Annotated in this window: 14 protein-coding genes; 5 read left to right on the top strand and 9 right to left on the bottom strand. The window is 43.0% G+C overall.

Translation table 11 applies throughout. From position 1 onward, the window contains the following. Positions 1-58: 58 nt before the first annotated feature. From JI65_RS04765 to JI65_RS04755, 3 genes are all read right to left on the bottom strand, one after another. A complete protein-coding gene (locus tag JI65_RS04765; RefSeq protein WP_191014241.1) occupies positions 59-949 on the bottom strand; it encodes a carbohydrate ABC transporter permease in 891 nt (296 codons plus the stop codon). A gap of 16 nt (positions 950-965) precedes the next feature. Next, positions 966-1,907 (bottom strand): ABC transporter permease, encoded by a 942-nt coding sequence (locus JI65_RS04760; RefSeq protein ID WP_191014240.1) that lies wholly within the window; start codon positions 1,905-1,907, stop codon positions 966-968. Between the two features lie 82 nt (positions 1,908-1,989). Beyond that, positions 1,990-5,196 (bottom strand): substrate-binding domain-containing protein, encoded by a 3,207-nt coding sequence (locus JI65_RS04755; protein ID WP_191014239.1) that lies wholly within the window; start codon positions 5,194-5,196, stop codon positions 1,990-1,992. Positions 5,197-5,412: 216 nt separating this feature from the next. Here JI65_RS04755 and JI65_RS04750 point away from each other — a divergent pair, with 216 nt between their 5' ends. After that, complete coding sequence (locus JI65_RS04750; protein ID WP_191014238.1) at positions 5,413-6,975, top strand: tagaturonate reductase; 1,563 nt, start codon at positions 5,413-5,415, stop codon at positions 6,973-6,975. 216 nt (positions 6,976-7,191) lie between these two features. On the opposite strand, the gene JI65_RS04745 is transcribed toward JI65_RS04750, so the two are convergent. The 3 genes from JI65_RS04745 to JI65_RS04735 all read right to left on the bottom strand — a co-directional run bounded on the left by JI65_RS04745 (position 7,192) and on the right by JI65_RS04735 (position 15,319). Continuing rightward, a complete protein-coding gene (locus tag JI65_RS04745) occupies positions 7,192-9,279 on the bottom strand; it encodes a methyl-accepting chemotaxis protein (RefSeq protein WP_191014237.1) in 2,088 nt (695 codons plus the stop codon). Between the two features lie 354 nt (positions 9,280-9,633). Next, on the bottom strand, positions 9,634-11,226 hold the full coding sequence (locus JI65_RS04740; RefSeq protein WP_191014236.1) for a flotillin family protein: 1,593 nt from the start codon (positions 11,224-11,226) through the stop codon (positions 9,634-9,636). Between the two features lie 739 nt (positions 11,227-11,965). Continuing rightward, positions 11,966-15,319 carry an Ig-like domain-containing protein gene (locus tag JI65_RS04735; protein WP_191014235.1) on the bottom strand — a complete coding sequence of 1,118 codons (3,354 nt, stop codon included), beginning with the start codon at positions 15,317-15,319 and terminating at the stop codon, positions 11,966-11,968. Positions 15,320-15,708: 389 nt separating this feature from the next. On the opposite strand from JI65_RS04735, the gene JI65_RS04730 reads away from it, so the two are divergent. Beyond that, complete coding sequence (locus tag JI65_RS04730) at positions 15,709-16,500, top strand: Rpn family recombination-promoting nuclease/putative transposase (RefSeq protein ID WP_191014234.1); 792 nt, start codon at positions 15,709-15,711, stop codon at positions 16,498-16,500. A gap of 72 nt (positions 16,501-16,572) precedes the next feature. Here the strand turns inward: JI65_RS04730 and JI65_RS04725 are convergent, their stop codons facing one another. Together JI65_RS04725 and hisG are read right to left on the bottom strand one after the other, a co-directional pair. After that, the gene (locus tag JI65_RS04725) at positions 16,573-17,940 is read right to left on the bottom strand and encodes an MATE family efflux transporter (RefSeq protein WP_191014233.1); all 1,368 of its coding nucleotides are present in this window, start codon (positions 17,938-17,940) and stop codon (positions 16,573-16,575) included. A 277-nt stretch (positions 17,941-18,217) separates the two neighbouring features. Beyond that, the gene (hisG, locus tag JI65_RS04720; RefSeq protein ID WP_191014232.1) at positions 18,218-19,090 is read right to left on the bottom strand and encodes an ATP phosphoribosyltransferase; all 873 of its coding nucleotides are present in this window, start codon (positions 19,088-19,090) and stop codon (positions 18,218-18,220) included. A gap of 173 nt (positions 19,091-19,263) precedes the next feature. Here hisG and JI65_RS04715 point away from each other — a divergent pair, with 173 nt between their 5' ends. The 3 genes from JI65_RS04715 (at position 19,264) to JI65_RS04705 (ending at position 21,146) form a co-directional block, all read left to right on the top strand. Next, entirely contained in the window at positions 19,264-19,452 is a 189-nt protein-coding gene (locus tag JI65_RS04715) for a hypothetical protein (protein ID WP_191014231.1), read from the top strand. After that, the gene (locus JI65_RS04710; RefSeq protein WP_197971900.1) at positions 19,449-20,024 is read left to right on the top strand and encodes a hypothetical protein; all 576 of its coding nucleotides are present in this window, start codon (positions 19,449-19,451) and stop codon (positions 20,022-20,024) included. The genes JI65_RS04715 and JI65_RS04710 overlap by 4 nt, the downstream gene beginning before the upstream one ends. 96 nt (positions 20,025-20,120) lie before the next feature. Continuing rightward, a complete protein-coding gene (locus tag JI65_RS04705) occupies positions 20,121-21,146 on the top strand; it encodes a sugar kinase (RefSeq protein ID WP_191014230.1) in 1,026 nt (341 codons plus the stop codon). Between the two features lie 116 nt (positions 21,147-21,262). On the opposite strand, the gene JI65_RS04700 is transcribed toward JI65_RS04705, so the two are convergent. Then, positions 21,263-23,473 carry a substrate-binding domain-containing protein gene (locus JI65_RS04700; protein WP_191014229.1) on the bottom strand — a complete coding sequence of 737 codons (2,211 nt, stop codon included), beginning with the start codon at positions 23,471-23,473 and terminating at the stop codon, positions 21,263-21,265. Positions 23,474-23,599: the final 126 nt, after the last annotated feature.

Below are 23,599 nucleotides of genomic sequence, written 5' to 3'. Positions count from 1 at the left end.
AAGTTACTAAAACAACACAGTTCAATTGCCTTAGTAACGAACTTTTTTAATTTAATTTTTAGCCCTTTACAGAACCGAGCATTGTACCCTTTGTAAAGTACTTCTGGATGAACGGATAAGCAAACATCATAGGAATTGCAGACATAAATACAGAAGCAGCTTTGATTGCGGCTACAGATGCATCGCCGAACGCGTTAACATCTACGTTCTCACCCATGTTCGCACCCATAAGGATGTTACGAAGAAGGATTGGAAGAGGATTCAATTTATCGTTTGTTAAGTAGAGCAAAGCGTGCATGAAGTCGTTCCAGAAGTTTACGGCATAGTACAAACCGATTGTCATAATGATTGGCTTAGACAACGGAAGAATGATAGAAAGAAGAACGTACCACTCAGCAGCACCGTCAATTCGTGCAGACTCTTTCAATGATTCAGGAATACCCTCAAAGAATCCACGCATAATCAAACAGTTGTATGTACCAATTGCCCCAGGAATGAAGATAGCGGCAATGTGGTTTGTAAGGTGCAATCCTGTAACAACTAAGTATGTAGGGATTGTACCAATATTGAATACGTAAGGAATCAAAACGAAATAGTTAAGAATCTTTTTTCCTGGCAAATCAGGTACAGACATACAATATGCCATCGGAACCGTCAAAGACAAAGCTGTCAAAACACCGAATACCATAATTTTGATTGAGTTCCAGAAAGCAAGAATAAATCCGTTGTTTCCCAACAAAGCTCTATATGCAGAACCGTCCCATTTCCAAGGAGCAAGAACGAATTTTTCGAATGTGTTTCCCAAGTAACCGTTAGGAGTTACAGACTGAGTAATCGTACTAATCATTGGAATCGCAATAACAACACCAATGAAAATAAGGAATGCATTAACAACAACGTAGAAAGTTCTATCTCCAGCTGTTAATTTGACTGTCTTTGGTTTATCCATATTTTTCCCCTATTTATTACAAAAGCGATGTTTCTGCAATCTTCTTAACAACTGCGTTAGAAATCATTACCAAAAGCATACCGATGATACCTTTGAAAATACCTACAGCTGATGCCAAAGCGAACTTGAATTCAAGAAGACCCTGACGATAAACCCAAGTATCGATAATATCACCGACAGAATATACAGGAACTGAATACAACATGAACATCTGGTTGAAACCTGCATCAAGGATTGTACCGAGCTTAAGAAGAACTACAGTTACGATTACAGGTTTAATAGAAGGAAGCGTGATATACCATACACGCTGAACAGCAGAAGCACCTTCTACCATCGCAGCCTCGAACAACGAAGGGTCAATTCCCATCAAAGCAGCGATAAAGATGATTGCCGCCCAACCCATTTCCTTCCATGCATCAGAAATAATAACGATTGCAGGGAAAGTATCTTTGTTTGTAAGGAAGTCAATCGGCTCGCCACCGCAGAATTTAATCAAATCATTTACGATACCTTCGCCTGGTGAAAGGAGAACAAGCAAAATACCGTACATAATAACCCATGACAAGAAGTGTGGGAGATATGCGAGAGTCTGAACAACTCTTCTCAAAATGTTGTGTGTACACTCGTACAAACAAACAGAAAGAATGATAGAGAGCGGAACAGAAATACAAAGTTTAGCCAAACTGTAACCAATTGTATTTCTTAACAATTCAGCAAAATAGAATGATTTGAAAAAATCTACGAAGTTCGCAAATCCAATCCATTTGCTTCCCCAAACTCCAGCCAATGACTGGTAGTCTTTAAATGCGATCTGACCATTTACGATTGGACCATACTTCAAGATAGCATAGTACACAACAGGAATGATGAGCAGCGCATAAACAGAAAAATGACTTTTAATTTCTTTCCAAAGATCCTTTTTAGGAGCTTTCAGAACAGATGTTTCTTGTGCGTTCATATCTAACCTCAATTTACTTATCTTAGCGTTTTGTGCTAAAAAAATACTTGTATCTTATTGGATAAAACCGTACTTGCAAAAATTACTTACTGCGTATCTTTCCCGGCGGAACACCATAGATTTTCTTAAATACGCGGCAAAAATATGCCTGATCCTGAAAACCTGAGTTTTCGGCAATCTCATAAATAGTATCGTTTGTCTCCAGCAACATTTTTGTCGCAAGATAAATACGATATCGGTTCAGATACTCCCACAAACTCAATCCAATCTCTTTATGGAAGATTCTTGTAAGATAATCCTCGCTCACATGAACTGAATCAGCAAGCTTCCAGCGCACAATCTGCTGAGAGGCATGAGTATTCAGATAAAGAATAGCTCTTTTTACCAAAGTTCCCGTGTGCGGCGGAAGGATTTCCTCGCCAGAAAGAATCTCATGAATTCGCTTGTTGAACTGTTCCGATTCAGCGGCCCCACGATTACAAAGAATTATTCTCGGATGCGAGCACAGCATATCAACTTCTTCGGCAGACGTAATGATATCCGGCAGAACGATAATCGGCACAAGAACAGTTTTTTGATTTTGCCTGATTTTTTTGATTGTTTCCTCGTCAATTTTCTCAAAAACAATCAGCGACGGAGTAATCTCCGTCAAAATCTTCTCGAACTCCTGCATTGACGGAATGCTCACGCTGTTTGAATCCGTAGCCCACGTTCCGTAATGAGTGTGCTTGGCATTAACAAAGAGCACCGGCGCAACTTTTTGCGCACGGATTTTCTGTTCGAGCATCTCCATAAAATTATGCCCAATCATGTTATGGCTGTAGCACAAAAGCGGAGCCTTGAACAATTCGTCATTTCGGCGCATTCCGTAGACTTTTACCCATTCATCAATAGGCGCGTCGTCCGGCATCCAGAAAAGCACGCTCGTAGTCTTCGAGTTTTCCGGAAGAATCTCTGACGAGACAAGAGGCACATTGAACAGGCTGTCATATTTTTCTTTTCCGGACAGAGAATAAATCTGCTTGTCGTCAATCTTGTTTTTTAGCGGCGGCTGGCCCGCAAGATTCGGCCACGGAATCAAAATAGAAACATATTCGTCATTTCGGTTGATTTCGCCGTACTGCAAGAGAATAATTTTTTCCGCAAGAAGCATTTCCGGTTTCTGCCATTCATTCACCGGAATATTAAGATGAATATTGATTCCGTACAGGTCGGCTTTTATTGAAACGTTCTTTCCGCCAAAAGTGAAAATTATCTGCAGAGACTTTTTTATTCGCTCAGAGTCGCCATAAAGGAGCGGAAGTTCCTCCTCAAAATCCGAAGCGATGTTTGCAGGAAGTACCTGGCGGATGTCAAAAAGCTTTTTGTCCATCGGAAGGTCGTCAACCTGCGAGCGGGTAAGGTCAACCAACGTCTCGGTCTTGTTAATCTGAGACTCAATCTGAGAACGGAGGAACAAAAGCTGCTCCGCAAGAATATCCGAATCAAGGATTCCATTCTCAATATTGCTTTCCATTTGAGAGACTTTTGAAGAAAGGTCTTTTAAAGGGTCGCAAAGGTCACTTCCGACGTTTGCAAAGAATTCTGTTTTTTCAAATTCAGCGCGTTCCGCAAGTTTCTTTTCTTTTTCAATCTGCTCAAAAAGAAGAATACTCTGCAATGCGTTTCCGATTGAGTTTCGCAAATCTTCGTAAACGCTTCCCTCGCAGTCGGTATAATTCGCCACGACGTAACCAAGATTCTTGTTTTCGAGGAAGAGAGGCTGAACAACGTAAACGCCCTGCGCGTATTCGTTCATGCAAAAATCAGGAACGAGCATTCCGCGCGGGAAGAGGACTTCCTCGGTATACAAATCGTCAAGAGGATTAAATCCTCCTATATAACGTGATTTATTCTCATCTTCGGTAAGAACGACCGCAACTTTGTTTATGTCAACCTGCGAAAGACGGTTGTGAAGTGTCTTTATCAAATCAACGCGAGTATGAATAGAAAGAAGTTCTGTCTTCAGCGTACTGATGACGGAACCAATCCGCTTGTTTTCGTACTGCTTGTTAGAAGCCACGCGCCCCTGAATCTGCGGAATCAGAATGTTCAGAGTCCGGATTATGCGCTCAACATACTCAACAGGAAGACAGTTTGAAGAGCGGAAAACTTTTATTACATTAAAAAGATTTGAAAGCTCGCCGTCCTGCTCAAAATATTCGGTAAGGAATGCTTTTATGAGTTTGAAAAATTCAGCCTTGTCATTTTCAAAAAGAGCATCAACAATTCCCTCAAAGTTGGCAGTTTTTCGTATACGGCTGTTGAAGAGTTTTTCGATTTCAGAAAGAAACTGAGCCTTATTCTGAATTTTTACTTTTGAAATTAAAGGTGAATTCCATAACTTTATGTTATTGCAACCGCAACTCTCGCGGATTACAGGATAAGTCGCAAGAAAAGAATCAGCCTGCTCGCCTTTTTCATCAGCAGGAGATTCCATGCGTTTTTGAAGAAGCTCGTATGCTTCCAAGCCCATTTCGACCACAGGCATGTGAACCGTCGTGTACGAAGGGGAAGAAATTCGGCTCTCAACCGTGTCGTTGAATCCGCCGAGGAGAAGATGCTTCGGAATTTGATAGCCACGTTTTCGGAGCCACTTTTCACAGGCAAAAGCCATCATGTCGCTCGAAGCGATAAGTGCGTCAAAATCCTTTCCCGGAACAAGCCCCCGTTCCTCGCAAAGCTGAATAATTCCCTGCTCGCCGCAGTACCAGCTTACGCAGCCGCTTATGAGCTTTTGATTTTCTTCCGTATCAAGGCCTTCCTCGCGCATAACGTCCTGATATGCCCTAAAACGCTCTTCGGCCGAAGTATGATTTTCAGGACCGCGCACGAACGCAATTCGCCTTGCCCCATGAACTTTTACGAAGTGCCGCACAAGCTCCTTCATTCCTGAATAAGCATCAAATTTTACGTACGGATGAGTTCCGATTTTTTGTCCGAGCGTAACAAAAGGAAGTTCCGCAAACTGCTCATGAAAAGTCTCCAGCTCTGGCAGGGAAACGTCTCCGCCGCCAATGGAAGAAGCCCAACTGATTACGCCGTCAAGATTACTTTTGTTGGCAAGAGAATAAATATGATTTCGAAGATAATCCGAACCAGTCTGCTTATTCAATTTTCCGCCAGGAAAAATAAAAAGCGTCCCATTTTCTCTATAAACTTTATTCGCGAGACTGCGCCAAAGAGGAAGAGATGAACCTGTGTGAATTGTCGCTAAGACGAAACCTATTTTCTTTCGGGAATCAAACATAAAAAACCACCATATTTATATTATAGTGATGTCGTTTTTTTTACAAGTCCGTCATTTTTTGTACAAATTGAATCAACCTTAAACGCTCTTTTAAAACCATCATAAAGTGATTTCGTTTTTTTGTAAAAAACAGTCCATTTTAATATAGATAAACTTTGAATAAGAGTTTATAAATACTATATAGAAAATCAAATGAACTGTTGGAGGTTCAAAATCATGGCTTTAAAGTCAATAAAAGAAGTAATGAAAACAGTAAAGCGCCCAGAGAAAGTTCTTCAGTTCGGCGAAGGCGGATTCTTGCGCGCATTTGTAGACTGGCAGATTGATATTGCCAACGAAAAAGCAGGTTTTAACGGAAACATCGTTATCGTCCAACCTCTTGAAAAAGGTATGATTGACGCGATGAACGCCCAAGACAATTTGTACACAACCGTCCTTCGCGGTATGAAAGACGGAAAACCAACTGTTGAGACACGCTGCATCAACTCGGTAAGCCGCTCAATCAACCCATACACAAACTACGACGAATACATCGCGCTTGCTTCCAGCCCGGATTTGCGCTTCATCGTTTCTAACACTACAGAGGCAGGAATCCGATTCGACTCAGAAATCGACGGAGTTCCAGTAACACTCGACCAGAAGCCACAGAAAAACTTCCCTGCAAAAGTAACTGCGTTCTTGTACAAAAGATTCCAGGCTTTTAAGGGCGACCTTTCAAAAGGTATGATTCTTATTCCTTGTGAGCTTTCTGACCAGGCTGGCTTGAACCTCCGAATCAACATTCTCCGCTACGCAGAAATGTGGCAGCTCGGCCCAGACTTCATCAACTGGTTTGACGAAGCTTGTGACGTTTGTTCATGTCTCGTTGACCGAATCGTTCCAGGATACTTCCCGCTCCTCGCAAAAGAAGAGAACGGAAAATCACAAGCAGAGAATCTCTGCGAAAAACTCGGCTACGAGGACAAACTCCTCGACAGCGCAGAGCTTTTCCACTTCTGGGTTATCGAGTCTAAAAAGAGCCACGAAGATGAGCTTCCGCTCGTAAAAGCAGGATTGCAGGTAAAATGGGTTCAGAACATGGACTACTACCACACACGCAAAGTCCGCATTTTGAACGGTGCGCACACTTCTAGCGTTCTCGCAGCATTCTTGGCTGGCTCAAACTACGTTCAGGACATCGTTTGCACCGAGAAAGTTGGCTCAGGATTCAACGAACCTAACGCCGCAGCAAACAAATTCATGCACGACGTTATCTTCAACGAAATCGTTCCTTCAATCGACGGCGATCAGGAAGATTTGAAAAAATACGCACAGGACGTTTGGACTCGCTTCCAGAATCCGTTCAACCCACACCGTCTCATCGAAATCTCTTTGAACTCTGTGGCTAAATACTGGACACGCTGTTTGCCGTCTGTAACTCAGTCAATCAAAAAGAACGGCTCGGTTCCAAAATTGCTCGGATTCTCAATCGCAGCCCTCATCGCATTCTACAACGGAACAGAAATCAAGACTGACGAAAAAGGCGCAAAATATCTTGAGTCAAAAAGAGAAGAAGGCGTTTACCCGAACAAGGACACAATGCCAGTTCTCGAATTCTTCGCTAACCTCAACAAAGAAACAAAAGACGCAAAAGTTATTGCGAACCGCGTTTTGAGCAACGTTGAATTCTGGAAAGAAGATTTGACAAAATACGAAGGCCTCGAAGCTGCCGTTGCAGGTCACTTAGCTGACATTCAGTCTAAGGGAATGAAACAGGCACTTGCAGACATCGTAAAATAAAAAGAAACGCCACGAGTTGACTTTACGAATATAAGTTGACCCGTGCGTTTCCCGCAAGTTTTGCTAAAGCAAAACTTGCGCTCTGGTGGGTGCACTTGCAACTGTCTCAACCTCGCCGCGACAAGCACGGCGCCGAGGTTGAGAGGCAGTTTCGTTGCTCGCGCATCGCTCGCAACTTTGGGTCGGGCGGGGCAACTTGCAGTGGGCGTACCGCGCTTAAACCGTGAACACGTCGATTTTTTCGCCGATTGCACGGATTGAGTCGTGAACGTTAACAGAAGTCATTCTCAAAGATTCACCAGCGTCCTGAATTCGGTCAGTTCCGATTGAAACTTCTTCCATGTTGCTGCTGATGCTCTGCGTGCTTTCCTGCAAGCTCTTGATTTCAGAAAGAATAAGATAATTCCCTTCCGTCATCTCTTTTGACGCATTGCGAACTTCGCTCGTGCTGTCGTTCATGTGTTTGAGAGCCTCGCCAATCTGCTTTGAACCTTCGTCCTGCTCATCCATAGCCATTTTAATCTGATAAACAAGGGTATCAGTCTCTTTGATTTTGTTCGAAACAGATGCGAACGCCTCGCTGGATTCATCAGAAGCTTCAACCACATCCTTAATAGAATCCTTGATTTTTGAAAGCTGTTCGCCAATTGTTTTTGACTGAGCCGAAGAAGTTTCCGAAAGTTTTCTAATCTCATCCGCAACAACCGCAAATCCTTTTCCCGCTTCGCCAGCATGGGCGGCCTCAATCGCGGCGTTCATGGCAAGAAGATTTGTCTGAGCGGCAATGTTCAAAATCGCCTGATTTGCTTCCTGGAGCATCTGCGACTGATTCTCAATCAAAAGGATTCTGTCGTTAACATCTTTCTGCGTGCTGAATCCGTGCTCCGCATCAACCTGCAAATTCCTGAATGAATCTGCCATCTGCTCAACAGATTTTTTTACAGAGCTGATGTTTCCAATCATCTCTTCAACAGCGGCAGAAGCCTCCTCTACGCCCGAAGTCTGATTTTCAATCATATTTTCGAGAGTCGTAATGCTGCTTGAAATCTGCTGAACCGCGCCGACGGTCTGAGAAACGCTTGCCGTCTGGCTCAAAATCTGCTTTTTGATAGAACCGATGCTCGAAGCAATCTGCGTGATTGCGCTCGCTGTATTTTCCGTAGTTCCGTTCATCACGTCGCCAGAACTCTTAAGATTGTCACGCGCTTTTTTTACCTCGGAAATCGTCTTGTTAATCTCAGAAGAGAACATATTGAATTCCTTAACGAGCGCTCCAAGTTCATCCTGCGATTTCGACTGAATCTTCTCCGTCAAATTACCTTTTGCCATCTTGCCGAATGACTTTTGAAGGGCGTACATCGGTCTCAACATCTTTCCAATCAAAATCGTAGCCAAAATCAAAATTCCAATAGTGATAATCGTTATAAGCGGAACAAGAATCGAAAGAGCATTGAACATAATCATATTGATGAGAGAAATATCCTTTGCGACAAAAATCATTCCTTTAATTTCGTTGCTAAGTCCTACAATCGGACTGTAAAGCGCAAGATATTTTTTTCCGTGAATTATCGTTTCACCATAAAAGTCATTGCCGTGATACAAAACCTTTTCAACAATTGAACGGTCGTCAAGTTTTGTTCCAGCCAAAGAAGAACCGTTTGAATCAGCAAGAGTTGTGTCAGCACGGACATCTTGATTGAACAATGTGAATTCAGAACCGTAATGTTCTTTTAAAGAATTTGCAGTATTTCTAGAAACCAAATCGTAACCTGCAACAAGTGCCCCAGAAATCATATTCGTGTCGGGATTTCGGATAGGAGAAGCAACCAACAATGAAAGATTTCCTGTGCTCGAAGGAGTTTCAAAATTTACAACAACGCTCCCCTGCAAAGCATACGAAACAATCGGGGTGTTTCCAATATCTTTTCCGCCCTTATTCTTATTTCCAACAGCAATCGTATTTCCGTAAGTACCTACAACAGTAAGATAATCCAATGAATAATAAACGTTTTCTTCTTCAAGAATCTGCTGAACAGAATTATAATCCTGTTCAAGCATAGCAATTTTCATGTAAGTGCCATTTGAAATGCTCTGGGCAATGCCACGTAAAAAAGATTCTTTCTGTGAAATTTCTGTGTTCCAGCCAGAAACAGTATTTTTTAGTCCATCAACGGTTGAAATTTTAATATTATGAGCAAAAAGAAGCATTGCAACAACGAGAGTAGTAACAGTACAAACGAAAATTGATGCGGCGAGTGCAAGCCGAATTTTGCGACGCATAGGAAACTTTACATGCGTGTCCATAAAAACTCCTTTGAGCGAAAATCTACAAGCTCTTCCAAGATTTTCAGAATTAAAATCGAAACCCAATCCAAAATCGGGCCGTAAAATGCAAAAATCGTTAAAGCAGAATTTAGCGAACTATAGCAAAATACAATTGAATCTTTCTGAATAAAATGTCCAAAATCTCCATTTTTATACAATTTTTGTTATATTCGAAGATTGAGAACCATTTTTTTTGCTAAAGAGATGGGTAAAAAGCGTCGACAGGGGTTTTTAATTTTTGATAAAAAAAGGCACGCCTCAAATGAAGCGCGCCCCACATTTTTTTGCCATCAGGCTGAATGTCGAGTTTTTTGTTTTGCACAGACCAAAATTCTACTCTTTTTCAGCCTCGGAAGATGTTTTTACGTTAAGCTCGGTACCGTTTTGGCTTGAAAGATTGATATTTTTTGTCACTTTTGCCTCGTAGGTATTTGCCCGCATGATTTCGGAAAAATCAACTCCAGTCGCCTCGCTCATTGTGTCGAACACCTGCTTCATAATTACAGGAAAACTGCCCGAAACCTGCGAAACACCGCTTCCGCCTTCACCGCCGCTAGTTCCGTAAATATTAATCTTATCGATTTGGCCAAGCGGTTTTGCAATCTCAGCGGCCATCTGCGGCATGATTTTTATCATCATCTCGGCCATTGCGGCACCGTTGTATTTCTTGTACGCCTCAGCCTTTTTGTCCATTGCAAGAGCCTCGGCTTCACCTTTCGCACGGATTGCTTCAGCTTCGGCCTTACCCTTTGCGGCAATACCTTCCGCCTCCGCCTTGAGCTTTGCGGCAATTCCGGCAGCCTCAGCCTCGGCTTTGGCCTTTACGGCAGCCGACTCCTGCTCAGCGGAATATTTATGAGCATCCGCAAGCTTCATCTGCGCAGAAGCCTTCTGTTCCTGCTCATATTTGTCAGCCTCGGCGTTTCTCTGTCTTTTTATGAGGTCGGCTTCGGCGTTCTTTTCGGCCTTATACTTTTCTGCATCTGCAACTTTGTTCGTTGTGGCCTGAAGTTCCTGCTCGCGGATTGTAACTTCCTTGCTCTTCAAGTCCGCCTCGCGCTCGGCCTTGGCAATCTGGGCATTCACGGTGGCAGTCAGAATCGTCTTCTCCTGCTCCTGTTTCTGAATCTCATAAGCTGCATCGGCAACGGCCTTAGCAGTGTCTGACTCACGCTTTAAATTTGCCTTTTTAATCGCAAGTTCGTTCTGCTTTTCGGCAATCTCCGCATCGGCAGCAACACGCGCCTCGTTAGCAGCCTTGTCAGCCTCGGCCTGGGCAATCGCAATCTCTTTCTCGGCAGTCGCTTTTGCAATGGCGGCATTCTTTTTTATCATGGATGTATTGTCCATACCCATGTCGTTTATCAAACCATGCTCGTCAACAACGTTCTGAATATTGCAAGAAAGGATTTCGATGCCGAGAGCCTCCATGTCGCGCGCGGCATTTGCCATAACCTGGTCAGAGAACTTGTCGCGGTCCGTGTTGATTGTCTTTAAATCCAACGTACCGATGATTTCTCGCATATTTCCCTGCAAACTGTCCTGAAGCTCATCGGCAATCATTTCAGGAGATTTGTTCAGAAAGTTCTTCGCGGCCAGCTGGATTCCGTCATGGTCCGACTTTACACGGACTTTTGCAATTGCATCAACCTTTACGTTTATAAAATCCTGCGTAGGAATATAAGTGTCGGTCTTTATGTCAACGGAAATTTGTCCGAGATAGATTTCATCCACACGCTCAAGAAAAGGAATTCTAAGCCCCGCACGTCCAGCCAAAACCCGCGGAACTTTGCGCAAACCAGAAATAATTTTCGCAACATCCGGCGGTGCTTTTGTATAGCCGACAAAAAACAGAATCAAAATAAAAAGAATAAGAATACCGATTCCAACATACAGGTAATCAGTGTTCTGAAAGAAAAAATCCATAATGTCCTCCGAATTTTAAATCTCTATTTTTATAGGACAGAGAAAATCTCTCCATACAGAACAGTTTAGCACAAATAGAACCTATTATCCACACACACAATTACTGGCTATCCACTGACACAATTACGGTCGGTATACAGGGTATGGATAAGCGAGGAAAGAGGCTGCGGAATGTATTAGCACCAAAAAAATCCCCCACACCGCGCACCGCCGACTCCCAGCATTGAAAAGCATTCCGAAAATCCGCTAGACTGTCTTCATCGGGGAAATCCCGGCACAGGGTGGCTTGCCTCTCATTTTCATGAAATGGGAGGACTGCGTAGCATGTAGGGAGCGACGGCGTAGCCGGAAAAACTTGCGAGGCAAGTTTTTAGAGAGTCTCCGAGCAGCTATGCTGCGAAGGCGTGTTAAGTATGAAAAAGCAATGTTGATTGTTGCGATTTTGACTTTGATTGTTACAGCACTGAACCTCTTCAAATAAGCATTTGAAAAGGCAAAAAAATGAGCCTACCCGGTTCGGCAAAACTTTGAGTAGGCTTCTATAACCGAAAGAGGCGAGCCACGGTGCCGTGGATTTCCTCTTTCTTTAATCTACCACAAATCTTCCTTTTGTCAAAGTTTTATCAGAGTTCTCAGAATTCATTCGCACCCACAAAAAAATCCCCCGCAGCGCAAGAACGCGTCGCGGGGGAAAATGCCGTGTTTTTGACTCCGCACGGCGGGGAGAGGTTAGATTGGATTACTTTGTGTAGGTAATTGTAATGCTATACAGATAGTTGTTTGTACTAACAGCTGTCAATGTGATTGTGCAGTCACTAGTTGCAGTGAAACTGTAGCTTGTACCTGTCTGAGTATCAGAAGTTGTTGTTCCGTCGCTCAGCGTGTAGCTTGTATAACCGCTATAGCTTGACACATCAATTACAGCACCAGATTTTACTTTGAAACTAAGATAACCATTTTTAACCTGACTATTATTTCCACCATTATCTGAAATTGTAACATTAGAAATATCGAGCTTCGAAAGCGTTTTGTAGTTACCGCTAGAACCGAACGAAATCGTCGTTGTTTCTTCAAAAGTATCGGATACCGTTGCAGAAACAGTCACATCTGCACTTCCGCTCTTGGTAGAATCAAATACGCTGGTTGCCGTAATAGTTGCATTACCTGCAGAAACAGCAGTTACAACACCGTTCGAATCAACAGTTGCTACATTTTCGTCACTTGAAGACCAAGTAACACTCGTATCTGTTGTAATGTAAGCGGCTGATACAGTCGCTGTAAAGTTAGCTGTTGCTCCAACTGCAATTTCGGAAGCACCTGAAACACTGACAGCAGAAACACTTTCCGTTGCTCTCGTTCCATCACTTACCTGGACAGCAGTAATGTATGCAGATCCGCTCCAAGACAGAGTAAGCGTTGTTGCTTCTCCTGTGTAAAGGAAGCTGAGTGTCTGGTCGCTTGATGTGTACACACCGGAAACGATTGTATTATCAGAAGAATCTTTTACTGTAAGTGTCTTACCGTTTGTTCCGTTATAACAACCGGTAAGCGTAATGATACTTGCACCAGAAACAGCAACACTTACTGTAGAAGATGAAGAAGTACATGCGTAGTCATTACCGTTTGAAGTAAGTCCTGACCAGCTTACAAATCCGTCTGAAGATGTTCCGTCTTCAAGAGCTGTACTCTTTGCCACTGTGGAATCTGAAAGCGTGTAAGTTCCACTAGCCCCTGTCTGCTCTTCCACATCCCATGTCGCTGTGAACTCGCCGGTCTTCTGGACGGTGATTGAAGCAATATTGACATCGCTAGAAGTTCTTGCAATAACAACTTTCAAGTATTTTCCGTTTGCAGCAATGCCTTCGCCAGCCTGCTTCTGAAGTGTTCCCGATAAGCTGATTGCAGAGCCAAGAACGATTCCTGTCGTACCGCCGTCATAATCGTATGAGAATACAGTGTTATCAGAGTTTGCAGTGAAAGTATTTGAAGAACTTTCTCCAACATAGTATGAACAGCCAGTTGAACCAGAAACAAGGTTGATTACGACAGAAGATGCTCCCTCGACAGGAATGTAGAGGATAACATTTCTTGTCTGAATCTTGCTGTTGGTCTTAAGGCCCATTTTGCCGGTATTAGCAGTGTCTGTAATCAGAGGACTGTCCTTTGAGGAATCAATTACCAGTCCATCATAAATACCGTATGTACCTTTCTGAATGTCTGTTGCCATGCGCCATGCGCAAGTATCGCCCCAAGTTACTGCGCCTGCTGTTGTAGAAACAGTCGCAGTTCCGGCAGTCGCGCTTTCGTAAGCGTCTGATTTTGCAGTCAATGTTGCGTTTGTTACATCTCCGCCGACCCAAACCTGAACAGTCGCTGTTCCGTCGTTAGCTTCCAAAGTTGTGCTTGAGGCAAGTTTCTGAGTGGCTGTATCAAAGACTTTTACATTTGAGTCTGCGCTTGTAAGAGTGAAACTCTGGTTTGAAGCGTCAGCAGGTTCGAATGTGATAGTGGCAGTTGTAACGCCGTACTTTGCAACGCTTGTATCGGCAAGAGTCACATTCACTGCGGTTGCAGGAACATCAGCGGCAATGACTTTCACGCTCATTGTGTCGGTAGAGCCATTTGAAGCAGTCACTGTGATTGTGGCAGTTCCGTCAGCTCCAGCAACAGTTGTAACAAGACCATTTGAATCGACCGTTGCAATGCTCTCGTCAGAAGAAGCGTATGAGTATGTAAGTCCATCAACATCGCTTGAAGGAGTGAGCTGTACAGTGTTTCCACCAACAACATTCTTTTCGTAGACCGGGTCTACATAGATGTTTGTATTGGAAGTATCTTCCGTTGCATTGAATTCTGTTTCGTAAGCAGAAATATCCCATATTGTAGAAGCAGTTTTATACTGCGCGTCAGTTTCAGAATAACCGCGGTTCAAGATTGCATAGCGACCGTTGTATTCACGATTTGCTACGCGCTCGCTCAATGCACCAGTCAATGCAAGGCGGCTTGAAGTGTCTACAACCGTGCCGTTGAATGTGTTGTTGTAATCTTTGTAACCGATGGCGAGGTCGCCAGCGACATCCGTAACATAGCTTTTTGGAGCAGTCTGATAGAGAGTCGAGTTAAGAGTTCCGCTGCCTGTGATAGTGTTGTTGAGGATAGCAGCCTGAGTATCATCACCAGAGTTTCTTCCATACCAAGCAGTCACGCCTTCCGCAATCTCAATCTTGTTGTTGTAGATGACGATACCCTTGTTGGCTTCAGCGTCTGTCATAGAGCGAGAAGCGAAAATGTAGGCTTTTGTAGCCTCGTCGCCACGGCAGTAGATTGAACATTCCTCAAAGAGGGCTACATCCATGTATCCCCAGATAAAGTCAACATCGCCTGAGATGTAGTCCTTGTAGAACCACATGCGTCCGCCTTTCTGTCCGAGGTAGAGGGTGTCCTGATGGCTCAAGAAAGAAGAATTGTAAGCAATCAAGTTACCTGTTGAAGAGAACACGAGAGCTTCTGCCTGTGTCTGTGAACCGTCATTCGCAGAACGACTGTAAGAGTTCTGGATTGTAACGTTTTTGAGAATAAGATTACATTTTCCATCAAAGCGCGTAGCACCGCGTGTATATCCGCTTGTAACACCGTGGTTAGAAGCGAGTGTTGCCATCGCGTTTGAGTTACCAGAGTTTGAATAGCTAATCAAAACATCTGTACCGTACTGAGCAGTGCCAGTTCCTTCGATTGTGATTGAAGCAGAGCCCGTGTAGAAGAGCATTTCTTCGTAAGTACCTGCAGCAACTGTGATTGTATAGCTTCCAGTTGAGCTGTTTGTCATCAGGTATTCAAGAGCTTCCTGTACAGAAGTTCCTTCGTAGAGTTTTGTTGTCGTATCAGAATCTGCAACCAATGTTACAGCTCCAGCTGCTTCAGGTGCAGTAATTGTAATTAGTCCAGTATCTGAACTTTCCGGTGTCTGCGGATTTACCGTACCATTATCATCGTCGTCGCTACCGCTGGAGCAGGCTACGGTATTAAACAGCAAGAACCCCGTCGCAAAGAGCGAAAGGGCGGCAAGAAAAAGTTTCTTTTTACCTTTTTTCATAAAATACCCCTTTTTGTATTCGTTAAAATCCAAAATCCCCGTATTTTGAATTATTCCGATTTTATTAAGACTAATATAAACAGTCAAAAAGTGGTTTAACATATAAAAAAAGACATTTTTTGTTTAAAAAATAGGATTTTATAAAATTGATTTAACTTATTTTTAATACCGACCCCCTTATAATTCAAAATATTATATAAAAATACCATTTTTTATATTTTTAAGTCAGATTTTTCTGTCATTTTATAGACATTTTAGAGATTTTGCGCAAAATATCTGAATTTTTATAACGCCAAATTTATAAATTACTACACTATCCAAACTTTAAAATTCAGCCAGAGCAAGTAGCTCGCTACACAAAGCAGAAAATCTAGAGTACAATAATTTTTATGAAAGCAACGAGACGCGAAATCAAACCTGTTGAAGAGCTTGTATTTTCTGATGATTTTATGTTCGGTGCAGTGATGATGGATGCGGAAATTTGCAAGGGCGTTCTTGAACGTCTTTTGCGAATAAAAATCGATCACGTCGAATATCCTGAACTGCAGAAATCAATCACACCTTTTTATACCAAAAAGGGAGTGCGCCTTGACGTGTACGTTGCAGACAGCGACAGGGTTTTTGACGTAGAATGCCAGTCATACAAGATTTCAAATATCGGCAAACGTACCCGCTATTATCAGTCAATGCTCGATATTGACAGTCTTATGAAAGGCTCGGATTATTCTACGTTAAAAGAAAGTTACATCCTATTTATTTGCCTTGACGACCCATTTAATGCAGATTTACCGATTTACACCTTTGAGCGAACCTGCAAAGAAGACGAAAGAATTGATTTCAACGACCAGGCTCATCATATCGTCTTTAATGCGTCCGCTTACGAAAAGGAAGACGATGCAGAAATAAAAGAGTTTCTTTCGTTCGTAAAGAACAATAAAGCCGAATCAGATTTAACAAGGAGGATTGCAAATATGGTACAGACAAAGAAATTTGAACAATCATTTGTAAACGAGTACATGGCTTGGAATCTCCACGATATGGATGTGCGACGGCAGGGCAGGGCAGAAGGCAGAGTCGAAGGTAGGACCGAAGCAGCACGTAATGCACTTGCTCTAGGTCTTTCAGTAGCACAAGTGGCAAAAATTACAGGTCTTACCGAAGAAGAAATACAGAATCTATAGAGTCTGTTCCAACAAGTCCGTTGCATAGCTCCACCCATGCCAAAACGGAGTTAAAACCGACTCTCTAAAATATCAGTCGGCCACTTCCCTCGTGATGTTTTTTAGCCATTTACCTTTTAAAAAGTGAATGATTACGAATGGCATTTTTTCAAATTCGTCCAAGAAAAGAACGAAATACACCCAAAGTGGCGGAAGCTTTAACACAAAGGCGGCTATACAGCCCAGCGGAATCGACACACACCACATTGAAATCGAATCAATAAAAAATCCGAATTTTGAGTCTCCGCCGGCACGGAAAACTCCGCAGATTATAACAGTGTTTACCGTGGCACCAATAAGAGAATAAGAATTAATATACAAAAGAATATTGCGGAAATATTCGGCAGTTTCGGTCAGCTCGGAAACGAACGGCAAAATCGGACGCAGGCACAGCATAATTCCGCCGCAAATCACACCGGCGACAATCGTGCTCACAACAAGCCTGTTGGCATTTCTCTTCGCCTTTTCAAGATTTCCTTCGCCCATCTGCTTGCCCAAAAGAATCGCTCCGCCATAAGCCATTCCAAAGCAAACCACGCTCGCAAGGTTTCTTGCAACATTCACAACGGAATTCGCAGCAACGATATCCTCGCCCAAATGACCGAGAATCACGGAATACGTTGCAAACGCAGCTCCCCACACAAACTCATTTCCAAGAGCGGGAAGGGAATACTTAAAGAAATCACTTGCAAGAATTTTGCTATGCATGAACAGGCAAGACGGCGTAATCTTCACGTCTTTTATTCTTAGCCCCGCACAAATGCAAATCACAACCTCAACACCGCGCGCAATCACGGTGGCAAGGGCAATTCCTTTGATTCCGAGCTTTGGCAAACCGAACCAGCCAAAGATAAACGTGGCATTCAGAACCATGTTAAGAGCCAACGCGATTACAGTGGTCGTCATGGCAGTTTTTACGTGCTCAACGCTTTTCAGCATTCCCTGATAAACCTGAGAAATCGCCATAAAAAAATACGACAGGCTCACCGTCCTAAGATAAAGAGAACCATTTTCGATAAGAGAAATATCGTTCGTAAAAACATGCATTATCGGTTTTGAAAAAAACGCAGTCGCAATAAAAAAGATGAATCCCGCGCTGCAAGAAATCCGCAAAGCCGTTCCCGTAAGGATTTGAAGTGATTTTATGTCTTTTCGCCCCCAGTACTGCGACGTGAGCATCGTAAGCCCGGAAGCAAGCCCAATGTAAAAAAGATTAAGAATGAACTGAACCTGATTTGCAAGATAAACCGACGCGATTGCTGTCTGCCCAACGAATCCAAGCATGAACACATCGAGCGAGTTCACCAACGAAGACAGTAAGTTCTGCACCGCAATCGGCGCGACGATTATAAAAAGTGATTTGTAAAATTGTTTTCTTTCAACAGAAATAATAGAAGACATAATTCTATTATTTTACAGATTTACAGATTTATGTCTCGTTCAATAAAGGCACCCGACAGAGATTACACATTATGAACAAGCAGACTAAAAATCTGATGGGCGGTAGTGGAGGTGGGACACAAAAATGATTCTGACCGTTCGCGACCGAAGGGAGTCGGATACCGCTTACGGTCAGCCATCATTTTTGTGAAACACCGCAACGAACGCCCATCAGATTTTTACCCCTGTAAGTTTATAATGCGGAAGTCCCAGCAGGGTGTCTTTATATCACCCCTTATTACAGCATTACCTTTCGAAGCTCGTATTCAAGAATATCCGTGGCTCCCAGCGACTGCAACTTTGGCAAAAGTGTCGGAACCTCGCTCTTTTTTACGGCGATTTTTACGGCGTAGCCATCATCCCCGAAAAGCGGCGAAACCGTAGGGCTTTTCATAGACGGAATGCCTTTTATGAGCGCGTCGAATTTGTCTTTTGCGACGTTCATTTCGAGCATAACGCGACTTCGTGCGTTCAAGACAGACTCAAAGAGCATCTTAAGCTCCATGATTTTCTGCTTTTTCTCAGGATTCTTCATAGCCTCTTTTGAAGCGTAAAGCCGTGTTGAAGACGTCATAAGAGTGTCTACAATCTTGAGGTTGTTCGCGCGGAGACTAGAGCCAGTTGAAGTGTTGTCAATAAGAACCTGCGCAAGAGAATCCTCGCTGTCGCGAACGAAACCTTCGCTCGTTCCCCAGGTGCGGAAAATAGTCCCGTCAATTTTTTTCTCGCTAATCCACTTGCGGCTAAGATTCTGGTATTCAGTGGCAATCGTAACAGGATTCTTCAATAGGCCGTCATAATCAACTGTATTCGGAATTGCGGCAACGATTCTAACCGGGTCAAATCCCAAATCCATGATTTCTTCAACCTTATCCTCAACGCCGTTCTCGTAAACCCAGTCCTTACCAGAAAAACCGATGTCAGCTTTGTTTCCTGCAAGAAGCGCGCTCGTAATCTGAGGCTTTACAACCTGAAAAGCCAAGTCGTCCTGATTTGTCGTCGGAAAATAAGTTCTGTCAGGAAGATGGATGGAAATACCTACGTCACTTAAAAGTGAATAAACAGACTCATAAATTCTTCCTTTAGCCAATAAAATGCGTAACTTTTCCATTTTGGTACTCCTTTTTCATCTTCCACAAATTCCGTGGATTTTTATTCGCCGCAAAAACGGCACGAAGCCCTATTATAAATCAAACTTAAGCAAGTGACTATCACCCCGCTTCAATTGCAATAACAAATTCTCAGGATTATAATTAAAGTGAAATCTATCGAAGGGAGGCATTTATGCGGGTAATCACGAAAGAATATCAAGAAATGCTCGATGCATCTGAAGCGTGGAACATAATTAAAAACACACCGCGCCCGGACTTTACGCAACTCGACAAAGACTGCGCCGAATTTGAGGCATGGCTTACAAAGGAGCATGAAAAAGACAGAGAGATGCTCAAAAAATGGCACGAGGCGGAACAATGATTGAAGAGCTATCCATTGAAGACACAGTTTTGCTCTCGGTTGAGCAACTTTACGATTCAAGCGAGAATATAGATTTGATTGCAGAATTTGAGGCAAACGAAAAGGGAAAGGGCTTGGAATACTACTTAAAACAAGCAGCTGAACACGACGAAAATACAGGTCTAGCCAGAACTTATCTAGTAAAAGACACTGTTACACGTGAACTCGTCGGATATTTTTCGTTAAGAACGGGCTTGATTACAATTCAAGTGAAGAACGACAGTTTTGATTCTTATCCAGCAATTGAACTTTCAAATTTCGCCGTAAACGTACTTTACAAAAAAAAGCACCCTGAAGTCGAAGGTTTGGGAAAATATATTTTTCGTTCATTCGTCATGCCACTAGTTTACAAAATCGCAAAATATGTCGGCGTTTATTCGCTTTACATTTATGCTCTCCCCGAAGAAAAACTCATTTCGCATTACAAAACAATGGGATTTACCCGTCTGCCTCAAAGCCAGGAAAAATTCGTACAGCAACACGTAAAACCCAAATATGACGAAGGCTGCATCTTTATGTATCAAACAATATAAAAGTACGGGATTAGTAAAAAGTTGGTTTGGCTATTCATTGATAATCAAATTAGAATTTGATAATATTTTTAGTATTATTTTTTTAGGAGACTAATCATGGCAAAAGTAGTTACTTTTGGTGAAGTTATGCTTCGCATTCAGCCGGCAGATTACTACCGCTTCGTACAGGTAGATTCAATGACAACAACTTTCGGTGGTGGAGAAGCTAACGTTTCTGTTTCTCTCGCTAACTATGGAGAGGAATCTTACTTTGTAACAAAACTTCCAACACACGAAATCGGACAGGCAGCCGTAAACTCTCTCCGCAAATACGGAGTTCACACAGAGTACATCGTTCGTGGTGGTCCACGCGTTGGTATCTACTATAACGAGAAAGGAGCTTCTCAGCGTGGTTCAAAATGCGTTTACGACCGTGCAGGCTCTTCTATTCAGCTCGCAAAACCAGAAGAATTCAACTGGAAAGAAATCTTGAAGGACGCTAAATGGTTCCACATCACTGGAATCACACCAGCTTTGGGACCAAACATGGTTCAGGCTTGTATCGAAGCTTGCAAAACTGCACGCGAGATGGGCGTTACAACTTCTTGTGACCTTAACTACCGCGGAAAGCTCTGGACAAAAGACGAAGCTCGTGCAGCAATGTCAGAAATCTGTAAATACGTTGACGTTTGTATCTCTAACGAGGATGATGCTAACGACGTATTCGGAATCAAATCTGAAGGAACAGACACAACTAAGGGTGAACTCAACAACGACGGATACCTTTCAGTTGCTCGCCAGCTCAAAGAAAAATTCGGATTCAAGAAAGTTGCTATCACTTTGCGCACTTCAATCAACGCAAACCGCAACCTTTGGCAGGCTCTTCTCTACTGCGACGACAAAGACTATGCATTCTCAAAACAGTATGACATGGTTATCGTTGACCGCGTAGGTGGCGGAGACTCATTCGGTGGCGGTCTCATCCACTCACAGCTCAAAGGAATGAACACTCAGGATTCTATCAACTGGGCAGTTGCAGCATCTTGCTTGAAGCACTCAATCATCGGAGACTACAACATGGTTTCTGAGGACGAGGTTAACAAGCTCGCAGGTGGCGACGGTTCTGGACGAATCCAACGCTAATTTGTTTCGCAAGTTAGCTAACGAGAAACTGCAAAACAGTTTCTCGAACATACTTGGTGGTTGAACTCCAATCGAAACCACCGCAAAAAACTCCACTCAAGCGGGTGGAGTTTTTTTTATCCCTTGTTGCGTTTTACCCACGTTGCGGGCGGAAGACCGGTATTCTTTTTGAACACGGTAGAAAAGTAGTTCTGGCTCTTGAATCCGAGACGTTCGCTCACTTCGCCAAGAGAAAGCCCCTGAAGCAAAAGCAAGTTCTTCGCCTGCTCAATGCGGAGTTTTTCGTGCAATTCCTGAATCGTGTAGGAAGTTAGCAGTTTCGTGCGCCGCATCAAATAACTTTTGCTCACTCCCATGTCAGTAGCCATTTTGTCCAAATCGCTCATCTCGCCAATGTGTTCGAGAAGATAGTCGATAATCCGTTTTGCGGTTATTCCTTCGCGAAAAATTATCGCGTTGGTTCCGTCTGACTGCGCAATAGGCAAAATTCCCGCATACTGGGCCTCAAAAGCCCGGCTTCTTACATCGCTTTCTTTTTTTAGAAAAATCGGATACAGCGCGTTGCTCAAAAGCAGCCTTACAGTGTCGTAAATCGCAATATTCTGAGTGCCCATTTCCAAAAACGCGTAACCAAAATAATGATTCTCGTGAAAAAGCACTTCCAGCATCATTGAGTAGCGACGGTTACGCGGAAAGATTTTTTTAGGGAACAGCTCCGGGCTCTGAATGAATTTTGGAATCGCGACACGCATAATTTCGTCCGGCTCCGGAACAATCAACTCAACCGCGCTCTGAGCCAAATCCAGCGTCATCGTATTTTCCAGCGCAAGAATTACGCCAGGAATTTCCAAATCGAGGAGATGGAATTTTAACGCCTCAAAAATCTGTTTTTTGGAGGTTGCCGCGGCAAAACTAATCGCAATCTTCGAAATGCTGTTCACCATGTACGGGCGGTCGCCGTTCGTCAACAAGTCATAATCAATAAAAACAGAAATCAACGTCCGCATCTGGTGCAAAACCGTTTCCAACTTTTGCGTGAGTTCAACGTTTTCCTGAACAAGCGGCAAAAGCGTGGTGCGCAACTTTGTGATTCTTTGCTGAATCATATTGTTATCGATTTTCTTCTGTTTTCTTTCTTTCTGAATAAAATTCCTGAACCAGACGAGCATCTTTTTGGAATCATTCGCAATAAAAAAATCAGTAAAAAATGCATCAACCAGCGATTTTATGGATTCGTCACTTTCCTGCACAAAAATCGACTTTATCTTCAGGAAGATTTTTTTCCGAATATCAAGCTCGCTTTCCTGGGACTGCGACAAATCCACCAGTTCTTCATTATTCTGAATTTTATGAACTTCGGAAATTTGACTTATCGATTCTTCAAAACAACCGCAGGACTGCCGCACGATAATTTTCGTCGGAATCTCAAATTTGCGGAAATTCAAATCCGGTCGCATGATTCTGTCTATCAAAAGTTCTACGGCGGCATAACCGCGCTTAAAATATTCTAGGTCAATGCTCGTTACGGGCGAGAGGGCAGAAATTCCGTCGTACTGATTATTGAATCCCGTTACCGCAATGTCGGCAGGCACCGAAATTCCAAGCTTGTCAAGCTCGTCAATTACGGTTGCTGCAACAACATCGCTCGACGTAACGATTGCTTCCAGTTCTTTTTTTTCGTGAAGGTCAAAAGCCGTGCTGAGTTTTTTGACGATTTTTCCAATGTCAACGCTTTCCATTGAGTCAGAAAGATAAACGGCATCTTCAATCTCAGAGATATTGTATTTTGAAAGTGCTTTTCTGAAAGCGGCAAGTCGTCTCAAATGCGGCAAAGAAGACTTACTTCCAATAAAAGCGAATTTTTTGTAGCCATGCTCTTCGATTAGATGGCGCATCATTCGCAATATCGAAGAATCGTTGTCTATTCGTATGCTGGGAACACCGGGGATGTCCAAATATCCAATATCAACCATAGGAAGCGGCTGAAGCTTCGAAAAAAGCGAAACAACTTCGTCGTCCTTCAAAAATTCGCACAGAGATGAAGCCCACGTTACAAGGCCGTCCACAAGCGGACTTTTCATAAACTTAAAATTCTTCATGTAATGATTCATAAAGTTTATGTCATCAAAAAGAGAATATTTTATTGCACCTGCCATGTTAATAAAGTTGATGTCGTAATCAACGGCAGCTTCTATCATGCCGGCAATATATTTTTGCCCGATAAAAGAACGAAAATCTGCGATGCCGGCAAAGCCAATCGTTACACGGTTGCCAGTGCGTCGCCGTTCCCGAAGAAAAATCTTACGTTTTTCAATATTGTGATCCATTGTTTTCTATACTAAACAGATTTGGGCTGTTTGTCATTGTCATAGAAGCGCATTATCAACTTGCAGATTCAAAAATCGGCGGTGTCAGTTGTGCAAAAACTGTGATAAAATGGCGGTGTGGAGGCA

Origin of the sequence: Treponema zioleckii (assembly GCF_014737315.1) — a bacterium.
GTDB lineage: Bacteria > Spirochaetota > Spirochaetia > Treponematales > Treponemataceae > Treponema_D > Treponema_D zioleckii.
Note: the sequence above shows the minus strand (reverse complement) of the source record. Positions and strands in the feature narration are given on the sequence as shown.

Coding starts and splice junctions, on each gene's coding strand:
- JI65_RS04765 (WP_191014241.1), bottom strand. CDS start 949: ATGGATAAACCAAAGACAGTCAAATTAACAGCTGGAGATAGAACTTTC.
- JI65_RS04760 (WP_191014240.1), bottom strand. CDS start 1,907: ATGAACGCACAAGAAACATCTGTTCTGAAAGCTCCTAAAAAGGATCTT.
- JI65_RS04755 (WP_191014239.1), bottom strand. CDS start 5,196: ATGTTTGATTCCCGAAAGAAAATAGGTTTCGTCTTAGCGACAATTCAC.
- JI65_RS04750 (WP_191014238.1), top strand. CDS start 5,413: ATGGCTTTAAAGTCAATAAAAGAAGTAATGAAAACAGTAAAGCGCCCA.
- JI65_RS04745 (WP_191014237.1), bottom strand. CDS start 9,279: ATGGACACGCATGTAAAGTTTCCTATGCGTCGCAAAATTCGGCTTGCA.
- JI65_RS04740 (WP_191014236.1), bottom strand. CDS start 11,226: ATGGATTTTTTCTTTCAGAACACTGATTACCTGTATGTTGGAATCGGT.
- JI65_RS04735 (WP_191014235.1), bottom strand. CDS start 15,319: ATGAAAAAAGGTAAAAAGAAACTTTTTCTTGCCGCCCTTTCGCTCTTT.
- JI65_RS04730 (WP_191014234.1), top strand. CDS start 15,709: ATGAAAGCAACGAGACGCGAAATCAAACCTGTTGAAGAGCTTGTATTT.
- JI65_RS04725 (WP_191014233.1), bottom strand. CDS start 17,940: ATGTCTTCTATTATTTCTGTTGAAAGAAAACAATTTTACAAATCACTT.
- hisG (WP_191014232.1), bottom strand. CDS start 19,090: ATGGAAAAGTTACGCATTTTATTGGCTAAAGGAAGAATTTATGAGTCT.
- JI65_RS04715 (WP_191014231.1), top strand. CDS start 19,264: ATGCGGGTAATCACGAAAGAATATCAAGAAATGCTCGATGCATCTGAA.
- JI65_RS04710 (WP_197971900.1), top strand. CDS start 19,449: ATGATTGAAGAGCTATCCATTGAAGACACAGTTTTGCTCTCGGTTGAG.
- JI65_RS04705 (WP_191014230.1), top strand. CDS start 20,121: ATGGCAAAAGTAGTTACTTTTGGTGAAGTTATGCTTCGCATTCAGCCG.
- JI65_RS04700 (WP_191014229.1), bottom strand. CDS start 23,473: ATGGATCACAATATTGAAAAACGTAAGATTTTTCTTCGGGAACGGCGA.